The following is a 25,251-nucleotide window of genomic DNA, read 5'->3' on the forward strand; positions in this document are numbered from 1 at the left end:
GCCAGGATCAGAGCGAGCGCGTCAGCCCGCCATCGACCCGCAGGTTCTGGCCGGTGATGTAGGCCCCGCCCTCCGACGCCAGGAAGGCGATGGTGGCAGCGATTTCTGCGCTCTTGCCGTAGCGGCCGAGCGGCACCGTCTGGCGGCGCTCTTCCGTGGCCGGCAGGCTGTCGATCCAGCCGGGCAGCACATTGTTCATGCGGATGTTGTCCTTGGCGTAGCTGTCGGAAAACAGCTTGGTGAAGGCCGCCAGCCCGGCACGGAACACCGCCGAGGTCGGGAACATCGCGCTGGGCTCGAACGCCCAGGCGGTGGAGATGTTGATGATGCTGCCCCCGCCCTGCTTTTGCATATGGGGCACGACCAGGCGCGTCGGGCGGATCACGTTGAGCAGGTACACATCCATGCCCGTGTGCCACTGCTCGTCGGTCAGCTCCAGCACCGGCGCGCGCGGGCCATGGCCGGCACTGTTGACCAGCACGTCGATGCGGCCCCAGCCGGCCACCGCCTGGTCCACCAGCCGGGTGAGGTCCTCCACGGACTGGTTGGAGCCGGTCACGCCCAGGCCACCCAGCTCGGCGGCCAGCGCCTCGCCTTTGCCCGACGAGGACAGGATGCCGACCCGGTAGCCATCGGCCGCCAGCTTGCGCGCCGCCGCCGCGCCCATGCCGCTGCCGCCGGCGGTGATGAGGGCCACTTTTTCTACTGCCATGTGTGATTCTCCTGTGCGTTATTTGGCAGATCCCTCACCACGGTGTCGCAATGAGATTTCTTCCACCAAAGAATAGCATTCAGAACACGCTGCCCGGTGTAGCGGCAGCAGCATCTACCTGTAGATAAAGTACACCGGAGACAGGTGGAAGGTGCCGGATCGGATCGCTGAAAAAGCGACGTGACGCACTGCGTGCGCCGTGCGATGCCTCGAGCCGCATCAGCGCGGGTCTTGCGCGCCCAGCAGTGCAACAACCAGCACCCGGCCGTACCTCTTGAGCGCAAGCACCGACAGCACCAACGTGAGTTCCGGCACGCCGATCCAGGGTGCGACCATGCCCAGCAGAGACACAGGCAACTGAACGAACGCGATGACGGCATACACCAGGCCCACCAGGATGGCACAGGCCCTGGCAACCGACGGGTAGCCGCTGAGGAAAAACGTTGGCAGCGCATATGGCGCATTTCCTGAATCCAATGCACCAGCTGCGGCGTGACCCGCGCGCCGGCTTCTGGAGCTGCACGTGCGCAGGTTCTTCGACCTGCCGGCGAGAACCCGGGCATGAAAAAAGGGCCCGCAGGCCCCTTCTCGATCGCGCACGGCAGCGGCGGCTGCGCCGCCCATACCCCTTCAGGCGAACAAGCCCTTGTGCTGATCGCGCAGCAGGTTCTTCTGCACCTTGCCCATGGTGTTGCGTGGCAGTTCGTCGGCCACGAAGCAGCGCTTGGGGATCTTGAAGTTGGCCAACTGCGACTTGAGATGCGCCACGATGGCCTCGCCGTCGAGCTTGGCACCGGGCTTGGCGATGACCACGGCCACGCCCACCTCGCCGAAGTCCGGGTGAGGCACGCCCACCAGGGCGCTTTCGGCCACGCCGGGCATGTCGTTGATGTAGCCCTCGATCTCGGCGGGGTAGACGTTGTAGCCGCCGCTGATGATCAGGTCCTTGCTGCGCCCGACGATGCTCACGTAGCCGCGCTCATCGACCTTGCCCACGTCGCCGGTCTTGAACCAGCCGTCGGACGTGAACTCCTCGGCCGTCTTCTCGGGCATGCGCCAGTAGCCCTTGAAGACGTTGGGGCCCTTGACCTGGATGGCGCCGATCTCGCCCACGGGCAGGCCCTTGTTCGCATCGTCCACCACGCGCAGGCCCACGCCGGGCAGAGGGAAGCCCACGGTGGCGCCGCGCCGCTCGGTCTGGCCCTGGTGGCGCTTGTCGGCCGCATAGGGGTTGGAGGTGAGCATGATGGTCTCGCTCATGCCGTAGCGCTCCAGGATGGTGTGGCCCGTGCGCTGCTGCCATTCGTTGAAAGTTTCGATCAAGAGCGGCGCCGAGCCCGCGACGAACAGGCGCATGTTCTTCGCGGTCTCTTTGGTGAGCCCCGGCTCGGCCAGCAGGCGCACGTAGAGCGTGGGCACACCCATGAAGACGGTGGCGCGCGGCATGGCGGCGAGCACGGCCTTGGGGTCGAATTTGCTGAACCAGATCATCTTGCTGCCGTTGATCAGCGCACCGTGCATGGCCACGAACAGGCCGTGCACGTGGAAGATGGGCAGCGCGTGGATCAGCACGTCACCAGGCTTCCAGCCCCAGTAGTCCTTGAGCACTTCGGCGTTGGACTGCAGGTTGCCGTGCGTGAGCATGGCGCCCTTGCTGCGGCCCGTGGTGCCGCTGGTGTAGAGGATGGCGGCCAGGTCGTCGGCCGAGCGCGGCACGGGCGTGTGCTCGTCACCATGGTGCGCGGCGCGATCCAGCAGGCTGCCCGTGCGGTCGTCGCCCAGGGTGAAGACATGCTGCGTGCCCTGGGTGAAGGCGATCTTGCTCACCCAGCCGAAGTTGCCGGGCGTGCAGACCACCACGGCAGGCTCGGCGTTGCCGATGAAGTACTCGATCTCGGCGCTCTGGTAGGCGGTGTTGAGCGGCAGGAACACGTAGCCCGCGCGCAAGGTGGCAAGGTACAGCAGCAGCGCTTCGACCGATTTCTCGACCTGCACGGCCACGCGGCTGCCCTCGGGCAGCTTGAGCGACACCAGCAGGTTGGCGATGCGGGCGCTGGCGCGGTCGAGGTCGCTCCAGCTGTAGAGCAGCGGCCGGCCATCGGCGGTGGAGGTCTCCACAGCCGTGCTGGCCAGGTCGGCGGGGAAGGCGGCGCGCAGGGCGCTGAACAGGTTTTGCTGAGGGGTGGAACTCATGGTGCGGTCATCCGTATAGGCAACAAAGCGGCGGTTCAAAACACAGGGGGGCGTTTTTCGAGAAAGGCGGTGATGCCTTCGCGGTGTTCGGCGCTGTCCGCATAGGCATAGGGGTCTGTGGCGTGGTGGTGGCTGGAAGAAGCAGGGTGGTGCTGCGACGGGTCGATGGACAGCGGCGCTTTCAGCGCACGCAGGGTCTGCTTGTTCAAGCGTGCGGCCCCTGGCGCCAGCGCCGCAATGCGGCAGGCGCTGGCCAGGGCCTCGGCGCGGGCGTCTTCGGCACCGGCCACCACGCGGCTCAGAAAGCCACGCGCGAACATCTCGTCAGCGCCGAAGGTGGCGGCTTCCAGCAACATCTGGCGCGCGGTGACCTCGCCCACGGCACCGGCCACCAACTGCGCCTCGCGCGGCGCCATGGGAAAGCCCAGGCGCGCGATGGGTGCGCCAAAGCGCGCCGCCGCATGGGCCACGCGCACATCGCAGCAGCTGGCAATCTCCACGCCCGCGCCCATGCAGGCGCCGGCGATGTGGGCGACGATGGGCACGTCGCAGTCGAGCATGGCCGAGAGCCCGCCCCAGACGTCGCCTTCGTGGAATTCACGCAGCGCCGCCGCGTCGAAGCGAAACCCCGGGTATTCCGAAATATCGCCACCCGCGCAGAAGGCCGTGCCCTCGCCTTCGATCAGCACGCAGCGCGCCTCGTGGCTGCGCTGAATGTCCTTGAACACCGCGCGCAGTTGCTGCCACATGGCACGCGACATGGCGTTGAGCCGGCCGGTGTGGCGCAGCGCGACTTGCACCACGCCAGCATCGCCGGCCGCGCCGGGTGCGCGCGCCGCGACTACCTGCGCCGCTGTCATCGCTGCTGATACAACTGCCTGCATATTGCCTTTCCCTGCTCGCCGCTAATTGGGGGGCGTTCAGAAGGTGTGAATGGACCCGGCGTGTCCGAGCAGGCCGCCACAACGCGTGCGATCTAGGCGCAAAGCACAGCCATAGCGCGGGCTATGGCGAGCATTTGCAACGACGAGCGCGCGTGTTTTGGAGGCATGAGCGGGCATGGCGGGTTCGTTCACACCTTCTTAGTCGAGCTTGGCGCCCGAGGCCTTGACCACCGTGGCCCAGCGCTTGACTTCGCTGCTGACCATGGCGCCGAACTGCTGCGGGGTCAGGGTGCCGTAATCGGCACCGTTGCTGGCCCAGATGGTCTTGATCTCATCGGCCGTGCCGATGCGCTTGACCTCTTCCACGATGCGCGCCTGGATGTCGGCCGGCGTGCCCTTGGGTGCCCACAGGCCGTACCAGGTGGTCACGGTGTAGTCGGGCAAGCCCACCTCGGCGGCGCAGGGCACGTCGGGAAAGGCCGGGTTGCGCTTGCTGCCCGAGACCATCAGCGCCTTGATGCGGCCGCTCTTGATGTGCGTGGCCGAGGAGCCCAGGCCATCGAACATCATGTCCACATTGCCCGCGATCAGATCCTGCAGGGCCGGGCCCGCGCCGCGATAGGGGATGTGGGTGATGAAGGTGCCCGTTTGCTGCTTGAACAGCTCGCCCGCCAGGTGGTGCGAGGTGCCGGCACCGGCCGAGCCGTAGTTGAGCTTGGCGGGGTTGCGCTTGACGTGGTCGATGAACTGCTGGAAGTTGGCCACCGGTACGGCCTTGGGGTTGACCACGACCACCTGGGGCACGTTGGCCAGCAGGGCCAGGGGGATGAAGTCCTTCTCGATGTCGTAGTCGAGCTTGGGGTACATCGACGGGGCGATGGCGTGGTGCACGGCGCCCATGAACAGGGTGTAGCCGTCGGGCGCGCCCTTGGCCGCAAAACTCGCGCCCACGGTGCCGCCCGCGCCGCCCCGGTTGTCGATGACCAGGGTCTTGCCGACGGTCTTGGAGAACTGGGCGGACAGGGGCCGGGCGAAGGCATCGGTGCCCCCGCCCGCAGGGAACGGCACCACCAGGGTCACCGGCTTGCTTGGCCATGCGGACGCCTGGGCCCAACTGCTGCCACAGGCCAGTGCGGCGGCCGCAGCAGCGGCACCGCGCAGCACGTCGCGGCGCTGCAGGTCGTTGTCTTTCATCTTGTCTCCTGTCTTATAAAAATAGAAATGAAACTACCAACCAAACTTACCAACAAAAGGCGCATGGTAGCGCCGCCTCACGACACGGGTGTCACCCATGCACACCACGGCCCCAGGGGTTACGGGTTATCCCTCTGGACGTGGCACACAGGGGCGGCAACGCCGCGATTCAGCCCTTGCACAGGCTGTCGATATCTCCCGATGCGGGCACCTTGCCCTGTGCCAGCATGCTGCGGTGCTTGTCGATGCGCTTCAAGTCATACAGGTAGTTGACCATCAGCCCGTACGACTGCTTGAGCCCCTTGGTGGAGGGGTCGCCGCCCCAGTTCAGGCGCTCCACGCGCGCACCGTTGCCCAGGTGAAAGCGCGCCACCGGGTCCACGGGCTTGCCCTCGGCCAGCTCGCGCGCCAGGTAGTGGGCTGCGCATTCGAGCAGCATCTGCCGCACGGGCGAGCGGGCGTCCAGGTCCAGCGGCTTTTCGAGTGCGGTGAGCAGGTGCGCGGCCTGTGGCGGCTCGAAGCCCACGGCGCGGCCCAGCTCGGCGCGGCGCTTGTCGTCCAGCCGCTCCAGCATGGGTGCCGCATGCTTGGCCAGCCAGCCCCTGAAACCTGGGATGGGCGAGAGCGTGGCAAAGGTGCGCAGGCGCGGGAACTCTTCGGTCAGCGTCTCCACCACGTGCTTGATCAGCGAATCACCAAAACTCACGCCGCGCAGCCCCGTCTGGGTATTGCTGATGGAGTAGAAGATGGCCGTCGTGGCCTTGGCCAGGTCGGCCGGTGCGGCGGCCTCGTCCAGCAGCGGGGTGATGCTGCTGGAGATGCGGTCCACCAGCGCCACCTCCACGAAAATCAACGGCTCGTTGGGCAGGCGCGGGTGGAAGAATCCGTAGCAGCGGCGGTCGCTGTCGAGCCGGTTCTTCACGTCGGCCCAGCTGCGGATGTCGTGCACCGCCTCGTACTTGATGAGCTTTTCGATCAGCGAGGCAGGCGAGTCCCACGACAGCCGGCGCAGCTCCAGAAAGGCCACGTCAAACCAGGTCGAGAACAGGTGCTCCAGCTCCGCGTCGAGCGGCAGCAGGCGCTTGTCGGCCTTGAGCAAGGGCAGCAGCTCGGCACGCATGTCCAGCAAAAAGCGCATGCCTTCGGGCACCACCGCAAAGCGCTGCAGCAGGCGGGTGCGCGGCGACACCAGGGCGCGGCGCAGGCTGATCTCTGCCTGGCCCTCCTCGGCCGTGCCCGCTGCGGCCTCGTAGCGCTGGCGGGCGGACTTGAAGCGCGTGGCATCGGGTGCGAACTGCTCGCACAGCAGCAGCCACATGTCGCGCCGCTCCTCGGGCGCGGCCTCGGCATACCACTGGGCCACGCCGTGGGCGCGGCGCCCGCCTTCGAGCTCGCTCACCTGCGGGGCCACCACCTCCTGCAGGTCCGCCAGCAGGCGGCGCAGGGCACGCGGCGACAAGGCCTCCTGCCCGCGGCGCAGCGTGGCCGCCAGGCGTTCGTTGGTGGAGCGCGGAACAGCCACCTTGGCCACCACGTCGGTCACGTTGGCCTTTTCGGCGGCCGCTCGCGCAAGCTTGTCGCCAGGGGCCTTGTCACCGGCGGGCTTGTCGCTGGCGGGTGCAGCGGAGCGCAGGCGCGAGACGCTGCGGGCAATCCATTCGGGGGCAGTGTTCATGTTCATGGTGTCAACCTCGATTGCTGGGTGCGGGCTACGTCGCGCAGGGCCTCGCGCTGGCGCAGCAGATGGGTGCGCATGGCCTCCTCGGCGGCATCGCAGTCCTGGGCCTTCAGGGCGGCAAACACCGCCAGGTGCTCTGCCAGGCTCTGCTGCAGGCGCCCGGGCGCGTGCAACTGCTGCAGCCGCGCCAGGCGCAGGATCTTGCGCAGATCGCCGATCACCTGGGCCAGCCAGCGGTTGTCCGCCAGCGTGATGAAGGCCTCGTGGATGGCGTGGTTGGCTGCGTAGTATTCGGGGATGCGCCCGGCTGCGGCATGCGCCTGCAGGCGCTGGTGCAGCACCTCCAGCGCAGCCACGTCGCCCGCACTGGCGCGGCGCGTGGCTTCGTGCGCGGCGCGGCCTTCGAGCAGCGCGATCACGGGGAATATCTCGTCCAGGTCCTTGGACGTGACCTCGGCCACAAAGCAGCCACGGCGCGGCTCGTGGCGCAGCAGACCCTCGGCCACCAGCACCTTGAGCGCCTCGCGCAGCGGAGTGCGCGAAATCTCCAGCCGCTCACACAGCGCCGCTTCGTCCAGAAAGCTGCCCGGCGCCAGCTTGCCGGCAAAGATCTCCTCGCGCAGACGCGAGGCGACTTCATCGTGCAGGGAATTGGATACCAGGCGCATGTGCGGGTGAACTCCGGGTGAATCAGCTGCCAGGCCCCACAAGGGCCCCGGCTTTTGCCGCCAACGTGCCATCAAATGACGGCAAACGCAGGCTTTGCTCTCACATGGGTGTAATTTCTCATAATTATGGAAAATGACAAGGGGGAAAGCGTGATTTTTGGTAAGCGAGGCCAAAAAACCAGCGGCTGCAGCGAGCGAGCAACACCCCAGGCTCTTTGATGGCGCTTCTGGGCGTCTCGCGCCTGCCTGCAACGACGGCACCTCAAATCCACGCGCAGGACCAAACGCTGCTTCTACCTCTTCGCTGTAGCAAAGGCGCCGCCTCTCGCCATGCAGCATCGCAAGTGCGCCAAACTGCGGTGCTGCAGGCCCGGGGGCCTTCAATCAATCGGCAGGGATTCGCCGTGCCACCCAGTAAGTCGCACCCTGCGCCCCATACCGTTCCGCATGCGGCTCATTGCGGTACAGCGTAAACGTATCGCCGGGCACCAGGCGGCGCTCCTGGCCCTCGCAGGTGAGCCACATCTCGCCCTGCACGACGATGGCGCTCACGCCGAAGTCGTGGCGGTGCTCGGGCACCACCTGGCCTGGGGCCCATTCGCGCAACAGCACTTCGTCGAACCCGCCGGCAAGCGACTGGGCCTGGAATTGCTCGAAGCTCAAAGGTACGGCGGGCATGGCGGTCATCTGGCTTGTCTCCTGCAGGCATGCGGGACTGGCGGGGTTTTTTGCATCGGCGATGTGAGGGGCGTGTCTATGCGGGCATGGTCTGGCGCTGGCGCCTGACAGCAGCGCTTGCCGCTGCCGCTGCCTTGCCCTCCTCGCCCGCAGCAATCAGCGCCTTCACACGCGCCAGGTCGCGCGGCGTGGCGGGGGTGTAGATCACCATGCCCAGGTCGGGCCGGCCATCGACGGCAAAGGCCGAATACTCCAGGTCGATGGGGCCGGCCACGGGGTGCACCACGTGCTTGGGGTGCTCGCCATAGCTGCTCTGCACACCGTTGTCGCGCCAGAGCGCGCGGAACTCGGGGTCGATTTCGCACAACTCCTCCACCATGGGCTGCACGCGGGCGGCGGCGCCAGCACGCGCCACGTCGGCGCGGAAAGCGCCGACGATGAAGCGCGAATCACGCTCCCAGTTGGGCATCTTGCGGCGCAGCGCCGCACTGCCGAAAACCACGCGCAGGATATTGCGCTGCCCCACGGGCAGCGCGCCATAGTCGGTCAGCACCAGAGTGGAGGCATGGTTCCAGGCGACCACGTCCCAGGTGGAGGTCTTCACATAGGCGGCGCTGGTTTCGAGCGAATCGAGCACGCGCTGCAATCGGGGCGTCACGCCCTCGGGGTCCTGAAAGCGCACCTCGGGTGGGCGGCCCAGGGCGAGCAAAAAGACATACTCGCGCTCGGCTTCGGTGAGCATCAGCGCGCGGGCGATGCGCGCCAGCACATCGGCCGAAGGCGCACCGCCGCGCCCCTGCTCCAGCCAGGTGTACCAGGTGGCACTGACATGTGCGCGCTGGGCGACTTCTTCGCGGCGCAGGCCGGGCGTGCGCCGGCGCGCGAGCGAAAAACCGAGCGCCGCAGGGTCCAGCCGGGTGCGGCGGTCGCGCAGGTAGTTGCCCAGCGGGTTGTCGTTGGTGTCGGGCATGGATGCAGTCCTGTTACTTCTTATACCTGTATAAGATCACTACTTTACCCGGATAAGCCCCGTGGCGACACTGCCCTCCTTTCACAGGAAGGACATCACCATGCGAGTATTCGTGACCGGCGCGACCGGTTTTGTGGGAACGGCCGTCGTCAATGAGCTGATCGATGCGGGCCACAGCGTGCTGGGCCTGGCCCGCTCGGACGAAGGGGCCGAGCGCCTGGCCGCCGTGGGAGCCGAAGTGCACCGCGGCTCCATCGACGACCTGCCCGGCCTGCGCCGCGGCGTCGCCCATGCCGATGGCGTGGTCCACACGGCGTTCAACCACGATTTTTCAACCTATGCGGCCAACTGCGAGGCCGACCGGCGGGTCATCGCGGCGCTGGGCGCCGAGCTTGCGGACACCGACCGGCCCCTGCTCGTGACCACGGGCATGACGCTGCTGGGCAACCAACGCGGCGTGGGCACCGAAGAGGATGCGCCCGTGCCCAGCAGCGCCGGTGTGCCGCGCAGCGCCTCGGAAGAGGCTGCAATGGCTCTCGCGCAGCAGGGCGTGCATGCCTGTGTGGTGCGGCTGCCGCAGGTGCACGACCCGTTCAAGCAGGGCCTGATCACCTACCTGATCGCGCTGGCCCGCGAGAAAGGGGTGTCGGCCTACCTGGGCGAAGGCGCCAACCGCTGGCCCGCCGTGCATGTGCTCGATGCCGCCTGCCTGTACCGACTGGTGCTGGAACAGGGCCAGGCCGGCGCACGCTACCACGCGGTGGGCGAAGAAGGTGTGGCGCTCAAGGCGGTTGCCGAATCCATCGGCCGCGGCCTGAAGCTGCCCGTGGCCTCGGTGCCGGCCAGTGGTGCCGAGCAGCACTTTGGCTGGCTGGCCCGCTTTGCCGGCATGGACAGCCCGGCCTCCAGCGCGCTCACGCACCAGCGCCTGGGCTGGCGGCCGGTGGAGACCACGCTGATCGCGGACCTGGATCGCGCGCAGTTCTGAAGCACAGGTCCATGGCCACAGGGTCCTGAGCGATTCCTGCAACCCTCCCTACAATGGCACGACAGGAGGAGTTCCAGAATGCCAGGAAGAACGCACACCATTCTGCCCATGGACCGGCGCACCGCGCTGCTCGCCCTGGGCGCAGCCTCCGCTCTTGCCGCATGCGGCGGGGGCGGTTCGAGCGAGCCCCCGCCCGAGCCGGTCGGGCAGGTTTTCAGTTCCACGCTCAAGTCCGAGTCGAATGGGTACACCTACGCCATCCAGGTGTACGTGCCACAGTCGTACGCCACGGGCACCACCGCGCTACCCGTCATCTATGCGACCGAGGGGGATGCACTGTATGGCTCGGGCATCACACCCACGCGCTTTGACACCTTCAAGCAGGCGATGCAGACCCGAGGAACGCAGGCCATCCTGGTTGGAATCGGCGGCACCGTCATGCGCGGCACGGACTTCCTGCTGCCCGGCGCCACGCGCTACCTGGACTTCATCACCAAGGAGCTCGCGCCGGTGATCGAGCGCCAGTACCGCGCGGATCCCAAGCGCAGGGCGCTGTCCGGTTTGTCGCACGGCGGCTACTTCGTGATTGCGGCGCTGGTGACCGAGGGGATGGCTGGCGCGCTGAGCTTCTCGCACTACCTGTCGACCGAGGCCAGCTACGGCGGCCATGGCAGCACGGCGGCCTTCCTTGCCTACGAGAAACAGCTCGACGGCAAGCCACTGCCCGCCACCCTGTACCTGACCGGCGCGGGCACGGGCGCCAACAACGTCGGCATCATCAAGCCCCTGCACGAGCAGATGCGCGCGCAGAGCAATCCGGGATTCACGCTGGTGAATGCGGACTACAACGCCAGCCATGTGGGAACGGACCTGCCTGCCTTCGAGGACGCGCTCAAGCGCTTTTTCCCCTGACCACGGCATGGGCGCGACCGCTGTGCACATCGCCCTGGCAGAGCGCAGTGCGCACACTTCGCTGACCGACCTGCTCTGCGAACTGAATGCCTACTACGCCGATGCCGGCGTGGCCACGGCCCCGCGCGAGGCCGTGCACACACACCTACGCGACCACCTTCTCGCGCCCGGCTCGACTGTGCGTCTGGTAGTGGCCAGCGATGCGGCGGGCAAGGCCCTGGGCTTTGCAGCCATCGTTTTCCTGCACTCGCTGGTGGACCCAAGCCCCGGGCACCGGCTGCAGTGCATGGTCAAGGAGGTGTTTGTCAGCGCCAATGCACGGGGCAAGGGCATTGGCCGGCTGCTCATGGCCTGGGTGGCGCGGCACGCGGCCCAGGAGGGCTGCGGCCGCATGGACTGGAACGTGAAGGCCGGCAACCACGCGGGCATCGCCTTTTACGAAAGCCTGGGCGCGGTGCTGGTGGCCGACAGGCTGAGCTACCGGCTCACGCGCGAGGCGATGGACCGGCTGGCCTGCCCCTGAAAAGGTCGAATCAGGGCTTGGCGCCCGCCTGGCTCACCTGCCCGATCAGGCGGTGATAGAAGCGGATCGCGTCCGCATAGTTGGCGATCTCCAGGCGCTCGTTGGTGCCGTGAAAGCGCTTCAAGTCCTCCGAGTTCGCGCGCACGGGCGAGAACTTGAAGATGTGGTCGCTGATGGCGCCGTAGTGCTGCGAATCCGTGCCCGCCACCATCAGGCCCGGGGCCACCAGCACGTCGGGAAAGACCTCGCGGATGGTCTGGTTGAGCAGGCGGTACTGGGTGGAGTCGGTGGGCGCGACCTTGGAGGCGTCCACCGCGCCAGGCAGCGGGCTCAGCTCGTACTGCGCCGTGGGCGCGCTGATCTTGCTGCGCATGTGCTCCATCACCTGCTCCTTGGTATCGCCGGGCATGATGCGGAAGTTGACCGTGGCCTCGGCGCGGCCGGGCACCACGTTGTCGCGGTTGCCGGCGTTCACGATGGTCAGGGCCGTGGTGGTGCGCAGCATGGCGTTGGTGCTGGCGGCCCCTTCGAACTGCTTTTGCACCACGGGGCGGAACAGCCAGAGGTTGGACAGCACCACCCGGTTCACGCCACCCATCTCGGGCGCCAGCGTGTCGAACAGCTCGCCCGCCACGCCACGGATGCCGCCGGGCATCTGCTCTTCGTCCAGGCGCTTGAGGGCGTCGCTCATCATGGCGATGGCGCTGCTGCCCTTGTGCGGTGGCATGGACGAGTGGTCGGGCGTGCCCGACATCTTCATCACCACCGACATGTAGCCCTTCTCGGCCACGCCGATGACGGCGGCCGGCTTGGCCAGGCCGGGCATCACGCCGTCCAGGATCAAGAGGCCTTCGTCGATCACGAAATCCAGGCTCACCTTGCGCTCCTGCAGCAATGCGGCGATCTTGGCCGCGCCGCGCAGGCCGCCCACTTCCTCGTCGGCACCGAAGGCCAGGTAGATGGTGCGCTGGGGCACAAAGCCGCTGGCCAGCAGCATCTCCACGGCTTCGAGCTGGCTCATGAGGTTGCCCTTGTCGTCCCAAGAGCCGCGGCCCCAGACGAAGCCGCCCTGGATGGCACCCGAGTACGGAGGCTGGGCCCAGTCGCCTTCGGTGCCGGGCGCCACGGGCACCACGTCCTGGTGGGCCATCAGCATCACCGGCGCGGCGTTGGCATCGCTGCCGGGCCAGGTGTAGAGCAGGCTCAAATCGCCCACCACCTCGCGCTTGAGCTTGGCGTGCACCAGCGGAAAGCGCTGCTGCAGCAAGGCATGGAACTGCAGGAACTGGCCGGCGCTGAAGTTGGCATCGTCTCGCGAGGACTCGGTGCGCAGGCGCACGGCCTCGGCCAGGCGGCCGGCCACGGCGGCATCGTCCACCGGCAGTTTGGCAATCGGCGCAACCTCCAGCTGGCGCGAGCCCTTGCGCGCTGTGTTGACGCCCAGGGCCACAGCCAGCAGCAACACCAGGGCCAGCAGCCCCAGCAGGAGTTTCTTGATCATGTACGTCAGCGCTTTCTAGGATTCGGTGAGCGGGCGAGAGGGTTGCATGCTAAGCCGGTAACGAAATGTTCGTCCAATGCATAATTCAAGTCGTTTCGTTCGATTTTCCGCATGAGCACCACCATCGCCCAGTTGCGCCATTTCATTGCCCTGGCCGACAGCGGCAGCTTCACCCGCGCGGCTGACAGCACGCGGCGCTCGCAGGCCGCCTTCAGCCGCAGCATCGCCATGCTGGAAGCCCACCTGGGCGCGGCACTGGTCGAGCGCAGCGGCCAGCGCAATGCGCTCACACCCATCGGCCGCACCGTGCTCGAGCATGCGCGCCAGGTGGTGGCCCAGGCCGACGAGCTGCACCAGGTGGTGCGCCACCATGTCAGCGGCGAAGCGGGCTCCGTGCGCCTGGGGATGACTGCCACGCCCCATGCCCTGCTGGGCCACCGCCTGCTGCGCATGGCGGCCGGGCATGCAGGCCACATGCGCCTGCAACTGAGCGGCGGGCCCCAGACGCAACAGATACAGGCCCTGCGCGACCGCGCGCTGGATGCGCTGGTGATGGACCTGCGCTCCCTCCCCGGTGCCCACGCCGACCTGGAAGTGCATACACTGGCCGAGTTGCCCACCGGGGTCCTGGTGCGGCCCGGCCACCCCTTGGCGCAACGGCACCCCGTGCGATTTGCCGACCTCACGGAATTTGCCGTGGCCTGCACCGGCATGAGCGCGGCCATGGGACGGCTGCTGGTGCAGCGCCTGGGCCTGCAGGCCCACCCCGACACATTGATCACCCTGGGCAGCGAATCGGTGGCCGACCTGCTGGACGTGGTCAGCAAAACGGATGCCGTCTACCTGGGCATCGTGGCCCCGGCAGCGCCCTTGCTGGCGCAAGGCCAGTTGGTGGCGCTGGACATACCGACACAGGGGCTGCAATCGCACATCGCCTGGGTGCAGCGCGTGGCGCGCGCGCCCAACCCGGTGCTGGACGGCATACGCGGGCAGGTGCAGGCCTGGCTGGGGGAGGCAGGTTCCATAGAGCAAGCGGCCGACCTGCCGGCATAATCGCCGCCCATTCAGCCCGCCCCCTGCATCCATGGCCTATTCCCACACCTTCGCCCCACCCTCCCCCGAAGACCTGCAGGCGGGAACCCTTGGAAAGCACATGCGCGAATTCAACTACCGCACCGTGGGCGAATACCCGCAGGTGCAGCCTGTGCGGCTGGACGTGCGCGATCTCCACGGCCGGCTGGTGGCAGGCATTCGCTCCTATGTGTTGATCTACTGGCTGCAGACCGATGTGCTGTGGGTGGCCGAGGACCAGCGCGGCCAGGGCCTGGGCGCACGCCTGCTGGGCATGGCCGAAGCCCAGGGCAAGGCACTGGGTGCAAAAAACGCCAAGCTCGAAACCTTCGAGTGGCAGGCACGGGCTTTTTACCTCAAGCAGGGCTACGCCGAGTACGCGCGCATCGACGACTATATCCAGGCCCAGTACCTGGCGCTGATGCGCAAGCCACTGGGCTGAGAGGCTGAGAGGCTGAGAATCTTTCGTCCATGCCCGCCTTGCACGTCAAAAAATTCCCAGCGCTCTGAGCGCCGGTCGCGCCCACCGCAGCGGTGACCGGCTTCAGCGGGTTCCGTAGGCCACGGACGGCTCGCGTTTTCCCGCCCAGACCCACATGGCAATGCCGGCCACGATCATGGGCACGCACAGCCACTGGCCCATGCTCATGCCCAGCGAGAGGATGCCCAGGTGCGCATCGGGCTCACGGAAGTATTCGGCGATGAAGCGGAAAGCCCCGTAGCCGATCAGGAAGACGGCGGCCACCTGGCCCTCACGGCGCTGGCGCCGGGCATACAGCCACAGCAGCACGAACAGCAGCAGCCCTTCCAGCAGAAACTGGTAGACCTGCGAGGGGTGGCGCGGCAGCATGGAGCCGCTTTGCGGGAACACCATGCCCCAGGGCAGGTCAGGGCTGGCAAAGCGGCCCCAGAGTTCGCCATTGATGAAGTTGCCGACGCGGCCCGCCGCCAGGCCCGTGGGCACGCAGGGCGCTACGAAGTCGGCCACCTGCAGCCAGGGGCGCTTGCGCGAGTGGGCAAACCACAGCATGGAGACGATCACGCCCAGCAGCCCGCCATGGAAGGCCATGCCGCCCTGCCACACGTAGAAGATCTCCAGCGGGTGGCTCAGGTAATAGCCGGGCTTGTAGAACAGGCAGTAGCCCACCCGCCCGCCGATCACCACGCCGGCCACGCCGAGAAAGAGGATGTCCTCCACGTCCTTGCGCGTCCACGCGCCCGGGCCGGTAATGGAGGCGAACGGCTGGTGCCGCAGCCGGGCGATGCCCAGCAGCATGAACAGCCCGAAGGCCGCCAGGTAGGTCAGGCCATACCAGTGGATGGCCAACGGGCCCACTTGCAGGGCGATGGGGTCGATTTGGGGGTAGGTCAGCATTTGGGCGGTATTGTGCCCGCGCGCTGTGGCAGTTGGCAGCCGGCAGCCCCGCGAGGTGTGGGGGCAGCGCCCAGGAGGCTGTGAGCGCACCGGGCGCACCCCCGATGAGAACGCTTCTGATCCCTGTACGCATGCAGAGCGCACAGAGGGGGACATTCCCCCCAAACGCCTTCGTCCGCGCGATACTCCTTGCCAAAATTCAAGGATAAAAACATGCAGGGAAACCCACAGGTCGTCGACTACTTCAAGGATCTGCTGCGCGGCGAACTGGCCGCGCGCGACCAGTATTTCGCGCATTCGCGGATCTATGAAGACCAGGGCTTCATCAAGCTCTACACCCGCCTCGACCACGAGATGCAGGAAGAAACCCAGCACGCCGACGCGCTGCTGCGCCGCATCCTCTTCCTGGGCGGCCGTCCCGACATGCGGCCCAAGGAATTCACCCCCGGCGAAACCGTGCCCGAAATGCTGCGCAAGGACCTGGCCACCGAATACGAAGTGCGCGCCGCCCTGCAAAACGGCATGGCGCTGTGCGAGAGCGTGGGCGACTACGTGAGCCGCGACCTGCTGCTGACCCAGCTGCGCGACACCGAGGAAGACCACGCCTACTGGCTCGAAAAGCAGATCGGCCTGATCGACAAGATCGGCCTGCAGAACTACCTGCAGTCACAAACCTCCGCCTGAGCGAGCCCCCCCAAGGTACTCGCGCGCCTGTCGCCGGGCTCAGGCAGGGGGAACGCCCGTACATCCGGCCCCAACGGCCAGTCTGCTGTCCACTCAATGCAGGCGTGGGCCTTCTTCGTCGTAGTAGTGTCGCGCCTCGTCCCACTCAGGCGCTGGTGGTGCAAAAAGCAGATCCCGGTCACCGGCATCGTGCAGCCCAGGGGCGTCTGCCGGCTCCAGCATTGACGCCATTTCCTGGGCAAAACTGCGCAGCGCAATGAACTCGCAGGAGATGCGTTGAAAGATGACCTCACTGACCCGGTAGGACCCCGGACCAGAGTCCTCGGGGTCGTTGGAAATCTGCAGCGCCGTCACCCCGTCCATCAAGGCAATGGCATGCACCCCGAGCGATGCGAAGTGGGACACCAGCACCTTCAAGTCGATGCAGACAAAGAGCTGGAATGCCCCCTGCATGAACAGCACGGCATTTTCAGCGGTCATTGACAGGGTGAACGGCTGCATTGGCACCCAGGCCATTTCGGGCGCCACCTGTATCGACATCAGCGACTTCGATGCCATGCCCTTGAGCGCATGCAGGCAACCCGGGTTGCCCTGGTAGTGGTCCGTGCGGATCGCCACGTAGCGCAGGCCCTCTTCCGGAAAGACCTGCGCGATACCCGATTGCATGGCCTGCTGCACACAGGTGTTCAGGTGCTCTGCATGCGCTGTCGCGGGGTGGATTTCCGGCGGCGGCGCATTGCGTGCGCCGTGAAATTCCGCCGGACCAGCGCCTGCCAGAAGCTGCATGGTGCGCCGCAATTCCTCGTCCAGGAGCTTTCCTGGGCGACCCCGTTGCATGAAAGACGTCAGTTCCACGGGCTGCGGTTCACTGCCCGCCAGAACACAGATATCGCCTTGCCCCACCATGTTCGTCACATCGGCCAGCACAACGGGGATGCCCATGCCGGTGCCCAGCCTCAGGGCCCGGTACCGCCTGCGAAACGTTTCCTGCCGGGAGAGGAGTCCCGCACGCTCCTTGGCCTGGGTTCTCTGCGCAAAATAGAAGTACCTGTGGCGTTGGGGCGGATGGTAGGTCGCCGCAATGCCATCGCCAAAGCAGCGGTACAAAAAGCGCAGATGCTCCAGCGCGTCACAGCGGTCCTGGATTTTCAGGACCAGCTCTTTTGTCTCGCGCGCTTTCTCTCCGATCAGCCGCTCTCTCACCAGGCGCTGCTTGAGGCGAAGCCTGGCGTCCTGAAGGCGGTCATGGCTCAGCTTCGAGCGGGCGATGCGCCGGATGAGCAATTGCTGAAGTTCCAAGACGAGATTCACCCGCCCTGGGTCGCCCTGGATGGTGCCGAGCAGCCGCGCGGCCTTCAGGAGCCACTCCATCTCTCGGGGAAACCTCAAGGGGAAAGGCATTCGCAGTCTCCTCAAAGCGTGCAATGGACAAGTTCAAACCGGGTTGCGGGCTTTCGGCTTGCCAGTCAACCTGTCTGCAGGATAGCGCCCATGCGGCAGCGAACGCCAGCAAATTATCGCTTGTTGACAATGTGGCCTGGGCCGTGGTGGCTGGCGCTTCCTGACAGCGATTCGTCCCTGCCGGCGCACCCTGGCATGTGGCCATATCTGTGGGCTGATTGTCATTGCAGCCAAACGCGCGAACGCCGACACTGAGGGCATGCCCCACCCCATCCGCACCGTTGCCTGCCTGGTCTACCCCGGCGTGATGAGCCTGGACGTGATCGGCCCGATGCAGGTGTTTGGTTCGGCGAATGCCGAGCGCACCGGCCATGGCCTGCCGCCGGCCTATGCGCTGCGCCTGCTGGCCGAGGCGCCGGGGCCCGTCACCACCTCGGCCGGCTTTGCGCTGGTGGCCAATGGCAGCTGGGCCGATACCGACCCCGCCGGCCTGGACACCGTGCTGGTGGCAGGCGGCGATGGCGTGGTCGACCAGTTGGGCCACACCGGCCTGCAGCAGTGGCTGCGCCGTGCCGAGCCCCAGGTGCGCCGCCTGGGCTCGGTCTGCTCGGGCGCGCTGCTGCTGGCCCAGGCCGGCCTGCTCGACGGCCTGCGTGCCACCACGCACTGGTGCCGCATGGACAGCATGCGCCAGGACTACCCCGCCGTGCAGGTGGACGAGGACTGCCTGCACACCTACGACGCGGCCCACCCCGTGTACGGCCACCTGTTCACCTCGGCCGGCGTCACGGCCGGCATCGACCTGGCCCTGGCGCTGGTGGAGGCCGACCTGGGCCGCCCCATGGCCCTGGCCGTGGCACGCCGGCTGGTGATGTTCATGCGCCGCCCGGGCGGGCAGGCGCAGTTCAGCGCGCTGCTGGCGCCCGAGACGCGGCACGCACCGCGGCTGGCGGCCCTGCTCGAATGGATTCCCTCGCAGCTCGGCGGCGACCTGTCGCTCGACGCCCTGGCCGGGCAGGCCTGCATGCCGCCGCGCACGCTCACGCGCGTGTTCCAGCGTGAACTGGGCACCACGCCGGGCCGCTATGTGGAGCGCGTGCGCGTGGAGGCTGCCTCCACCCTGCTCGCCCAGGCCCAGGCATCGGTGGCCACCGTGGCCCGGCTGTGCGGCTTCGAGCACCCCGAAAACCTGCGCCGCAGTTTTCACAAGCACCGCGCGGTGAGCCCGCAGGCGTATGCGCAGCGCTTTGGCGCCGGTGCCTTGCTGGACTGACCACTTTTCCCCCGCGCCAGACACGGCGCACCACCGAAAGCCTCCACCCATGCTGCTTGTGCGCAATGCCTCCGTTCGCCTGCTGTTCGCCGGCCAGGCCCTGTACTGGGGCTGCTCCATCATCGGCATCACGCTGACCTCCATCGTGGGCGCGCGGCTGGCGCCCTGGCCGGCGCTGGCCACCTTGCCGCTGGCACTGCTGGTGCTGGGCAACCTGCTGTCGGTGCAGCCGCTGTCGCTGTTCATGCAGCGCCACGGCCGGCGTGCCGGGCTGCAGGCCGGCGCGCTGTGCGGTGTGGCGGGCGGCCTCATCAGCATGGCGGGGGTGCAGTGGGGCAGCTTTGCCGTCTTCTGCGCGGGCACGCTGGCCATCGGCGCCTACCAGGCCTCGTCGGGCTACTACACCTATGCCGCGCTGGAGGCGGTGGATGCGCAGCAAAAAGGCCGGGCCGCCGCCTGTGTGGTGGCGGGCGGCCTGTGCGCGGCCGTTTTCGCCCCACCCCTGGCGCTATGGTCGCGCAACCTGCTGGCCACGCCGCTGGCCGGCGCCTACCTGGCGATTGCCGTGCTGGCCGCGCTGGGCTGGGCGGTGATGGCGCGGCTGCGTGAGGGCGTGGCGCCCAAGCCGGCCGCGGGCGGCATGGCCGCCATGCGAGCCCTGCTCGCCCGCCCTGGCCTGCGCGCCGCAGTGGTGATGACGGCCATCGGCCACGGCCTGATGATCCTGGTGATGAACGCCACGCCGCTGGCGATGGAGGTCTGCGGCTTCTCGGCCGCATCCGCCGCGCAGGTGATCCAGTGGCATGTGATCGGCATGTTCGCGCCAGCGCTGTTCTCGGGCACGCTGGTCGACCGCTTCGGCAGCCGCCGCGTGGCCACCGTAGGCGCGCTGTGCCTCGCGGCCAGCGCGGTGGTGGCACTGTCGGGCATTTCGTTCACCGAGTTTCTGGCCAGTTCCTTCCTGCTGGGCACGGGCTGGAACCTGATGGTGATCTCCGGCACCACGCTGCTGGCCGAAAGCCATGCGCCCGAGGAGCGCGGCCAGGCCCAGGCACTGATGCAACTGGCCAACGGCATCGTGGCGGCGATGATGTCCTTTGCCTCGGGCGCGCTGTTGACTGGCGTGGGCTGGACGGCCATCAACGCCGTGGCGCTGCCGCTGCTGGCCGTTGCGGCGGGGCTGCTGTTCGTGCGCGGGCGCGCTGCGGCAGTTGCTTAACCGGCAGCCGAGCGATCGCGCACGAAGTCGATGAAACGCGCCAGCGCCGGGTTGTTTAGCCCGACCGGCCAGACCAGGCTGGTCTCGCATACCGGAAGGGGACCGGGCACCGCTTTCACGGCCTTGGTCCGCGCCTTGCCCGGAGCAAGCCCGAACGCATCGGCCGCGCGGTAGACCACGCCCTCGCGGCGGAACTGGGTCACGCTCTCGGGCACCCAGGCCACGCCCAGGCCGCCCCACACCAGGTTGACGATGGTCTGCATCTGGATCGCCTCCTGCGCCACCACGGGCACGCGGCCAGCCGCGTGGTACAGCGCAAAGATCGCGTCGTGCAGCGAAGGCACGATGCGGCGCGGAAAGATCACCAGCGGCTCGGCCAGCACCTGCGCCAGGTCCAGGCGCGGCGCACCGGCCAGCGGGTGGCTTGCGGGCAGCGCCAGCACCAGGGGTTCTTCGGCAACCGCCAGGCGCGCCAGTTCGGGCGGGGCCGCGCCGGGCGAATGCAGCACCAGCCCGCCATCGAGCTCGCCGCGCGCGAACAGGGCGCGCTGCACGTCGCCCGTGGCCTCCACCAGCTCCAGCGCCACCTGCGGGCACAGCACGCGAAAATCGCGCACCCATTCGGGCAGCCGCTCGAAGCCGATGGTGGAGACAAACGCCAACCGCACTCGCCCCACCTCGCCCGCCGCCGCCGCGCGGGCCCGCACCGGCAGCGCCTGCGCGCGCTCCAGAAAGTCGCGCACGTCGGGCAGCAGGGCCTCGCCCGCCGGCGTCAGCGCCACGCGCCGGCGCGTGCGGTCGAACAGCATCACGCCCAGCGAGCGCTCCATCTGCGCAATGGCCTGGGTCAGCGGCGGCTGCGTCATGTGCAGGCGGATCGCGGCCCGGCCAAAGTGCAGTTCTTCGGCCACGGCGACGAACTGGCGCCAGGCGCGCACGTCGATGAATGTCTCTTTCATATGTTTTATATATTAATGGAGCAGATGAAAGGGATTGGAAACGCAGCGGCAAACCTCGCATACTTGCGACCCGAAAGCATGGGACACGTGGAACGCTGCGCTGTCCTCCCCACAACAACGACTCCCCCACCAGGAAACACGCCATGGCAGACAGCAAGACCATCCCGATCCAGCCCATCAACCACCGCAGCGCCAACATCACACAAGGCAAGTCGCGCGCGCCCAACCGATCCATGTACTACGCCATGGGCTACGAGGAAGGCGACTTCGTCAAGCCCATGGTCGGCGTGGCCAACGGCCACAGCACCATCACCCCCTGCAACAGCGGCCTGCAGAAGCTGGCCGACGCGGCCATCGCCGGCATCGAGGAAGCCGGCGGCAACGCCCAGGTGTTCGGCACGCCCACCATCTCGGACGGCATGGCCATGGGCACCGAAGGCATGAAGTACAGCCTGGTCAGCCGCGAGGTGATCAGCGACTGCATCGAGACCTGCGTGGGCGGCCAGTGGATGGACGGCGTGCTGGTGGTCGGCGGCTGCGACAAGAACATGCCCGGCGGCCTGATGGGCATGCTGCGCGCCAACGTGCCCGCCATCTACGTGTACGGCGGCACCATCCTGCCGGGCCGCTACCAGGACAAGGACCTGAACATCGTGAGCGTGTTCGAGGCTGTGGGCGAAAACGCCGCCGGCAAGCTCAGCGACTTCGACCTGAAGGAAATCGAAAAGCGCGCCATCCCCGGCACCGGCTCGTGCGGCGGCATGTACACCGCCAACACCATGTCCAGCGCCTTCGAGGCCCTGGGCATCAGCCTGCCCTACTCGTCCACCATGGCCAACCCGCACGACGAGAAGATGAACTCGGCCAAGGAATCGGCCAAGGTGCTGATCGAGGCCATCAAGATGGACCTGAAGCCCCGCGACATCGTGACCAAGAAGGCCATCGAGAACGCCGTGGCCGTGATCATGGCCACCGGCGGCTCCACCAACGCCGTGCTGCACTTCCTGGCCATCGCCCACACGGCGGGCGTGGAATGGAGCATCGACGACTTCGAGCGCATCCGCAAGCAGACCCCCGTGCTGTGCGACTTGAAGCCCAGCGGCAAGTACCTGGCCGTGGACCTGCACCGCGCAGGCGGCATTCCGCAAGTGATGAAGGTGCTGCTCAACGCCGGCCTGCTGCACGGCGACTGCATCACCATCAGCGGCAAGACCATTGCCGAAGTGCTCAAGGACGTGCCCGATGTGCCCCGCGCCGACCAGGACGTGATCCGCGGCATCGACAAGCCCATGTACGCCCAGGGCCACCTGGCCATCCTGAAGGGCAACCTCAGCCCCGAAGGCGCCGTGGCCAAGATCACCGGCCTGAAGAACCCCGTCATCACCGGCCCCGCCCGCGTGTTCGACGACGAGCAGTCCGCCCTGGAAGCCATCCTGGCCGGCAAGATCATTGCCGGCGACGTGATGGTGCTGCGCTACCTGGGCCCCAAGGGCGGCCCCGGCATGCCCGAAATGCTGGCTCCCACCGGCGCACTGATCGGCGCCGGCCTGGGCGAAAGCGTGGGCCTCATCACCGACGGCCGCTTCTCCGGCGGCACCTGGGGCATGGTGGTCGGCCACGTGGCGCCTGAAGCGGCTGCCGGCGGCACGATTGCCTTCGTCAACGAAGGCGACAGCATCACCATCGACGCGCGCCAGCTGCTGCTGGAGCTGAACGTGAGCGAAGAAGAAATCGCCAAGCGCCGCGCCGCCTGGACAGCGCCCGCCCCGCGCTACACCCGCGGCGTGCAGGCCAAGTTCGCCTTCAACGCATCGAGCGCGAGCAAGGGCGCGGTGCTGGACGCGTATTGAGAAATGGCAACGGGATGGTGCAGGGCTTGAGGGGCAGATAGCCCCCCAGCCTCGCCCATCCGCACAATATGAACGCCTGCAGCTTCGCTGTGGGCGTTTTGCTTTTTACGGCCCTGTTCCAGGAGGGGCTCGGACCGGGCTGTGCAATCGCGCGCGCCTGGGGGGCGGCCGAGAGCTGCAGACATAAGGGCGGCAAGCAACTACCGTTGCAATCCACGCGCCCACGCAGGGCGCGACAGTGCGCGCGGCCCGCTTTGCGGACTTGAAGGTCCCGTTTCAATCCACGCGCCCACGCGGGGCGCGACAACGGTCAGGGTGACGGCAAGGAAAACACCGTGCTGTTTCAATCCACGCGCCCACGTGGGGCGCGACTCAAGAAGTTGATTCTCTGGATCGTTGTACAGACCGGAGACATGGTTATTTGGCAGGCTCTTGCTCGCGTAGATGTTGCCGATGGTGTAGGTCTTGGGGGTGGTGGGCAGCTCGAGCTTCTCGAACTCGGGCGGAATCTCAGGCTTGTCGACCATGATGATGGCCCGACCCTGGCTCCAATAGCCCATGGTGGCCGGGGTCGTCGCGAGGCGGGTGCCCAGGCGGTGGCCGAACAGGTCACCGTCGGTCACACCAGCCGATGCGGCCATGCCCAAAAGGCCGCAACAGGCCACGGCAATGCACGACCTCAGTGCTCCCGCCTGCCAACCCGATCGAGGCCTTTTGCGGATCATCATTAATGTTCTCCTGCGCATAGCCTGCCCACCTGACCTGTGCAATCGTACTGGTTTACGCACCGTGACAGGACAGGCCCCGCCCCAGGCCATCGCTCTCGGGCAGTTGTCCTACAGGCTGGAGATTGGCGGGCCGCAGCGCAAAGCAAGCCTTTCGTGACCAAGGAGGGGGACGGATGGGCATGGTGCACCTAGCCAAGAAGGACAAGCTACCGAGCTGGGCCGAGCATTCCAGTTTCAACTTCACGGTGACGAAGGGCTTGGTGCTGGAAGACATCACGGTGGAGACCCGCGACGTCTCCCGGTTGAACGAGATCGTCCAGTCCATTGGCGCACGGTTCGGCGCTCCTCAACAGACCCCCATGAAACCGGGACAAGGCGTAGCCACTTGGTCCGCGCCAGAGGTTCGGATCAGGATGCAGTGCGATACCAAGTGCTGGGTTAGCTTTCTCACCCCGGATGCCCAAGCCAAGAGCGACAAGGAGATCGAGGCCAGCAAGGCAGCGAATGCAGCGCGACCTGTGTCGCATTAGCGGGCAACCAACCACCAGCGCAGCCAGGGCGCCGGCTTTCTTCCCCCTCTTCCGCACGGCCCCAGGGCGGCAACATGCCGGCATGCGCAAGGACGGATCAGCGCAAATCCCGTACGTCGAATTCAGCACCAACAGGGATGCCTGCAGCAGTCCACCGACGGATGGCAGCATAGAAGTGGCCAATGATCCGCAACCCCAAAGCAAAAAGGCCACCCTGCAAAGAGTAGCCTTCTGTTGCCATTGAATGGCTCCTCAACCTGGGCTCGAACCAGGGACCTACGGATTAACAGTCCGGCGCTCTACCAACTGAGCTATTGAGGAATGATTGGTACTAACTCAAGCCAGCCTGCTCATCGGCTGACTAAGTGAAAGGCCCCACGTACACATGCAGGGCCTGGCACTGAATTTTTGGCTCCTCGACCTGGGCTCGAACCAGGGACCTACGGATTAACAGTCCGGCGCTCTACCAACTGAGCTATCGAGGAACATCAAGACTTAGATTATATACACAAAACTTGGGCGTTTTCCACTCGGCGCGATGATCTTGGCCATCGGGCTGTGTTCCGCGCGGAACATGCACGGGTGGCAAGAGGCTCGCGGGCCCTTTGGCTGCGGGGTTGGCGGCCTTGCGGCATGATGTGGCCGACCCTGATGACAGCACGCATTCATCCACTCATTGCTTCCAGCCCCATGACCATACACACCATCCTGAAGATGGGCGACCCGCGCCTGCTGCGCGTGGCCCAGCCCGTGACCGCGTTCGATACGGACGAGCTGCACCTGCTGGTGCGCGACATGCTGGAGACGATGCAGTCCGTGAACGGCGCGGGGCTGGCGGCGCCGCAGATCGGGGTGGACTTGCAGTTGGTGATCTTTGGCTCGAACGACCGCAACCCGCGCTACCCGAGTCGCCCCATCGTGCCACCCACGGTGCTGATCAACCCGGTGATCACTCCGCTGGGTGATGAGGAAGAAGAGGACTGGGAGGGCTGCCTGTCGGTGCCGGGCCTGCGGGGCAAGGTGCCGCGCTGGTCGCGCATTCGCTATACGGGGTTCGATCTGTATGGCGACCCGATCGACCGCACGGTGGATGGCTTCCATGCCCGGGTGGTGCAGCACGAGTGCGACCACCTGATCGGCAAGCTGTACCCGATGCGGGTGCGGGACTTTACCCAGTTTGGGTACACGGAAATCCTGTTCCCAGAAATAAGTGCTCAGGAAGACGACTGATGCGGATTTGCCTTCGCCCGGCTAACGTCG

26 protein-coding genes and 2 tRNA genes are annotated in these 25,251 nt (G+C 66.8%); 11 read left to right on the forward strand and 17 right to left on the reverse strand.

All coding sequences use genetic code 11. The features are described 5' to 3' along the window. Window positions 1–7: 7 nt before the first annotated feature. The 9 genes from ACSQ3Y_RS24035 to ACSQ3Y_RS24075 all read right to left on the reverse strand — a co-directional run bounded on the left by ACSQ3Y_RS24035 (window position 8) and on the right by ACSQ3Y_RS24075 (window position 8,977). A complete protein-coding gene (locus ACSQ3Y_RS24035) occupies window positions 8–712 on the reverse strand; it encodes an SDR family oxidoreductase (protein ID WP_436179128.1) in 705 nt (234 codons plus the stop codon). A gap of 219 nt (window positions 713–931) precedes the next feature. Continuing rightward, on the reverse strand, window positions 932–1,312 hold the full coding sequence (locus tag ACSQ3Y_RS24040) for a hypothetical protein (protein ID WP_436179129.1): 381 nt from the start codon (window positions 1,310–1,312) through the stop codon (window positions 932–934). Between the two features lie 30 nt (window positions 1,313–1,342). Continuing rightward, complete coding sequence (locus ACSQ3Y_RS24045) at window positions 1,343–2,905, reverse strand: malonate--CoA ligase (RefSeq protein ID WP_436179130.1); 1,563 nt, start codon at window positions 2,903–2,905, stop codon at window positions 1,343–1,345. A 35-nt stretch (window positions 2,906–2,940) separates the two neighbouring features. Then, window positions 2,941–3,765 carry an enoyl-CoA hydratase/isomerase family protein gene (locus tag ACSQ3Y_RS24050; RefSeq protein WP_436180165.1) on the reverse strand — a complete coding sequence of 275 codons (825 nt, stop codon included), beginning with the start codon at window positions 3,763–3,765 and terminating at the stop codon, window positions 2,941–2,943. A 222-nt stretch (window positions 3,766–3,987) separates the two neighbouring features. Continuing rightward, the gene (locus ACSQ3Y_RS24055; protein ID WP_436179131.1) at window positions 3,988–4,983 is read right to left on the reverse strand and encodes a Bug family tripartite tricarboxylate transporter substrate binding protein; all 996 of its coding nucleotides are present in this window, start codon (window positions 4,981–4,983) and stop codon (window positions 3,988–3,990) included. 169 nt (window positions 4,984–5,152) lie between these two features. Then, window positions 5,153–6,658, reverse strand: coding sequence for a malonyl-CoA decarboxylase (locus tag ACSQ3Y_RS24060; RefSeq protein ID WP_436180166.1), 1,506 nt, complete (start codon window positions 6,656–6,658; stop codon window positions 5,153–5,155). 2 nt (window positions 6,659–6,660) lie between these two features. Then, window positions 6,661–7,329, reverse strand: coding sequence for a GntR family transcriptional regulator (locus tag ACSQ3Y_RS24065; RefSeq protein WP_057263920.1), 669 nt, complete (start codon window positions 7,327–7,329; stop codon window positions 6,661–6,663). A gap of 384 nt (window positions 7,330–7,713) precedes the next feature. Then, a complete protein-coding gene (locus tag ACSQ3Y_RS24070) occupies window positions 7,714–8,007 on the reverse strand; it encodes a cupin domain-containing protein (protein ID WP_436179132.1) in 294 nt (97 codons plus the stop codon). Window positions 8,008–8,083: 76 nt separating this feature from the next. Next, window positions 8,084–8,977, reverse strand: a complete 894-nt coding sequence (locus tag ACSQ3Y_RS24075; RefSeq protein WP_436179133.1) for a helix-turn-helix transcriptional regulator — start codon at window positions 8,975–8,977, stop codon at window positions 8,084–8,086. 100 nt (window positions 8,978–9,077) lie between these two features. On the opposite strand from ACSQ3Y_RS24075, the gene ACSQ3Y_RS24080 reads away from it, so the two are divergent. The 3 genes from ACSQ3Y_RS24080 to ACSQ3Y_RS24090 all read left to right on the forward strand — a co-directional run bounded on the left by ACSQ3Y_RS24080 (window position 9,078) and on the right by ACSQ3Y_RS24090 (window position 11,400). Continuing rightward, entirely contained in the window at window positions 9,078–9,965 is an 888-nt protein-coding gene (locus ACSQ3Y_RS24080) for an SDR family oxidoreductase (protein WP_436179134.1), read from the forward strand. Between the two features lie 108 nt (window positions 9,966–10,073). Next, window positions 10,074–10,877, forward strand: coding sequence for an alpha/beta hydrolase (locus tag ACSQ3Y_RS24085; protein WP_057206421.1), 804 nt, complete (start codon window positions 10,074–10,076; stop codon window positions 10,875–10,877). Between the two features lie 7 nt (window positions 10,878–10,884). Beyond that, window positions 10,885–11,400, forward strand: a complete 516-nt coding sequence (locus ACSQ3Y_RS24090; RefSeq protein WP_057206423.1) for a GNAT family N-acetyltransferase — start codon at window positions 10,885–10,887, stop codon at window positions 11,398–11,400. A gap of 10 nt (window positions 11,401–11,410) precedes the next feature. On the opposite strand, the gene ACSQ3Y_RS24095 is transcribed toward ACSQ3Y_RS24090, so the two are convergent. Continuing rightward, the gene (locus tag ACSQ3Y_RS24095) at window positions 11,411–12,901 is read right to left on the reverse strand and encodes a M20 family peptidase (RefSeq protein WP_436179135.1); all 1,491 of its coding nucleotides are present in this window, start codon (window positions 12,899–12,901) and stop codon (window positions 11,411–11,413) included. Window positions 12,902–13,012: 111 nt separating this feature from the next. On the opposite strand from ACSQ3Y_RS24095, the gene ACSQ3Y_RS24100 reads away from it, so the two are divergent. Then, on the forward strand, window positions 13,013–13,954 hold the full coding sequence (locus tag ACSQ3Y_RS24100) for a LysR family transcriptional regulator (protein ID WP_436179136.1): 942 nt from the start codon (window positions 13,013–13,015) through the stop codon (window positions 13,952–13,954). A gap of 31 nt (window positions 13,955–13,985) precedes the next feature. Next, a complete protein-coding gene (locus ACSQ3Y_RS24105; protein WP_436179137.1) occupies window positions 13,986–14,414 on the forward strand; it encodes a GNAT family N-acetyltransferase in 429 nt (142 codons plus the stop codon). A gap of 102 nt (window positions 14,415–14,516) precedes the next feature. Here ACSQ3Y_RS24105 and lgt read toward each other — a convergent pair whose 3' ends face one another. Further along, window positions 14,517–15,347, reverse strand: coding sequence for a prolipoprotein diacylglyceryl transferase (lgt, locus tag ACSQ3Y_RS24110; RefSeq protein WP_436179138.1), 831 nt, complete (start codon window positions 15,345–15,347; stop codon window positions 14,517–14,519). A gap of 213 nt (window positions 15,348–15,560) precedes the next feature. On the opposite strand from lgt, the gene bfr reads away from it, so the two are divergent. After that, the gene (gene bfr, locus ACSQ3Y_RS24115) at window positions 15,561–16,031 is read left to right on the forward strand and encodes a bacterioferritin (RefSeq protein WP_057206436.1); all 471 of its coding nucleotides are present in this window, start codon (window positions 15,561–15,563) and stop codon (window positions 16,029–16,031) included. A gap of 93 nt (window positions 16,032–16,124) precedes the next feature. Here the strand turns inward: bfr and ACSQ3Y_RS24120 are convergent, their stop codons facing one another. Next, the gene (locus ACSQ3Y_RS24120) at window positions 16,125–17,432 is read right to left on the reverse strand and encodes a hypothetical protein (RefSeq protein ID WP_436179139.1); all 1,308 of its coding nucleotides are present in this window, start codon (window positions 17,430–17,432) and stop codon (window positions 16,125–16,127) included. A gap of 259 nt (window positions 17,433–17,691) precedes the next feature. Here ACSQ3Y_RS24120 and ACSQ3Y_RS24125 point away from each other — a divergent pair, with 259 nt between their 5' ends. Together ACSQ3Y_RS24125 and ACSQ3Y_RS24130 are read left to right on the forward strand one after the other, a co-directional pair. After that, window positions 17,692–18,705, forward strand: coding sequence for a GlxA family transcriptional regulator (locus tag ACSQ3Y_RS24125; RefSeq protein WP_436179140.1), 1,014 nt, complete (start codon window positions 17,692–17,694; stop codon window positions 18,703–18,705). Between the two features lie 49 nt (window positions 18,706–18,754). Continuing rightward, window positions 18,755–19,924 (forward strand): MFS transporter, encoded by a 1,170-nt coding sequence (locus tag ACSQ3Y_RS24130; RefSeq protein WP_436179141.1) that lies wholly within the window; start codon window positions 18,755–18,757, stop codon window positions 19,922–19,924. Here the strand turns inward: ACSQ3Y_RS24130 and ACSQ3Y_RS24135 are convergent. Further along, window positions 19,921–20,883: a LysR family transcriptional regulator gene (locus ACSQ3Y_RS24135; protein ID WP_436179142.1), complete on the reverse strand. Its 963-nt coding sequence runs from the start codon at window positions 20,881–20,883 to the stop codon at window positions 19,921–19,923. The genes ACSQ3Y_RS24130 and ACSQ3Y_RS24135 overlap by 4 nt on opposite strands. Window positions 20,884–21,026: 143 nt before the next feature. On the opposite strand from ACSQ3Y_RS24135, the gene ilvD reads away from it, so the two are divergent. Continuing rightward, window positions 21,027–22,733, forward strand: a complete 1,707-nt coding sequence (gene ilvD / locus ACSQ3Y_RS24140; protein WP_436179143.1) for a dihydroxy-acid dehydratase — start codon at window positions 21,027–21,029, stop codon at window positions 22,731–22,733. A gap of 200 nt (window positions 22,734–22,933) precedes the next feature. Here the strand turns inward: ilvD and ACSQ3Y_RS24145 are convergent, their stop codons facing one another. Further along, window positions 22,934–23,461 carry a hypothetical protein gene (locus ACSQ3Y_RS24145; RefSeq protein ID WP_436179144.1) on the reverse strand — a complete coding sequence of 176 codons (528 nt, stop codon included), beginning with the start codon at window positions 23,459–23,461 and terminating at the stop codon, window positions 22,934–22,936. 173 nt (window positions 23,462–23,634) lie between these two features. Here ACSQ3Y_RS24145 and ACSQ3Y_RS24150 point away from each other — a divergent pair, with 173 nt between their 5' ends. Next, window positions 23,635–23,991, forward strand: a complete 357-nt coding sequence (locus tag ACSQ3Y_RS24150; protein WP_436179145.1) for a hypothetical protein — start codon at window positions 23,635–23,637, stop codon at window positions 23,989–23,991. 97 nt (window positions 23,992–24,088) lie between these two features. Here the strand turns inward: ACSQ3Y_RS24150 and ACSQ3Y_RS24155 are convergent, their stop codons facing one another. The 3 genes from ACSQ3Y_RS24155 to ACSQ3Y_RS24165 form a co-directional block, all read right to left on the reverse strand. Further along, complete coding sequence (locus ACSQ3Y_RS24155; protein WP_436179146.1) at window positions 24,089–24,232, reverse strand: hypothetical protein; 144 nt, start codon at window positions 24,230–24,232, stop codon at window positions 24,089–24,091. Between the two features lie 4 nt (window positions 24,233–24,236). Next, window positions 24,237–24,312, reverse strand: a tRNA-Asn gene (locus tag ACSQ3Y_RS24160). 88 nt (window positions 24,313–24,400) lie between these two features. Beyond that, window positions 24,401–24,476, reverse strand: a tRNA-Asn gene (locus tag ACSQ3Y_RS24165). Window positions 24,477–24,681: 205 nt separating this feature from the next. Between ACSQ3Y_RS24165 and def the strand changes: the two genes are divergently transcribed. After that, entirely contained in the window at window positions 24,682–25,221 is a 540-nt protein-coding gene (gene def / locus ACSQ3Y_RS24170) for a peptide deformylase (RefSeq protein ID WP_436179147.1), read from the forward strand. Window positions 25,222–25,251 lie beyond the last annotated feature (30 nt).

It is taken from the genome of Acidovorax sp. LjRoot66, from assembly GCF_964253305.1.
Lineage (GTDB): Bacteria > Pseudomonadota > Gammaproteobacteria > Burkholderiales > Burkholderiaceae_C > Acidovorax.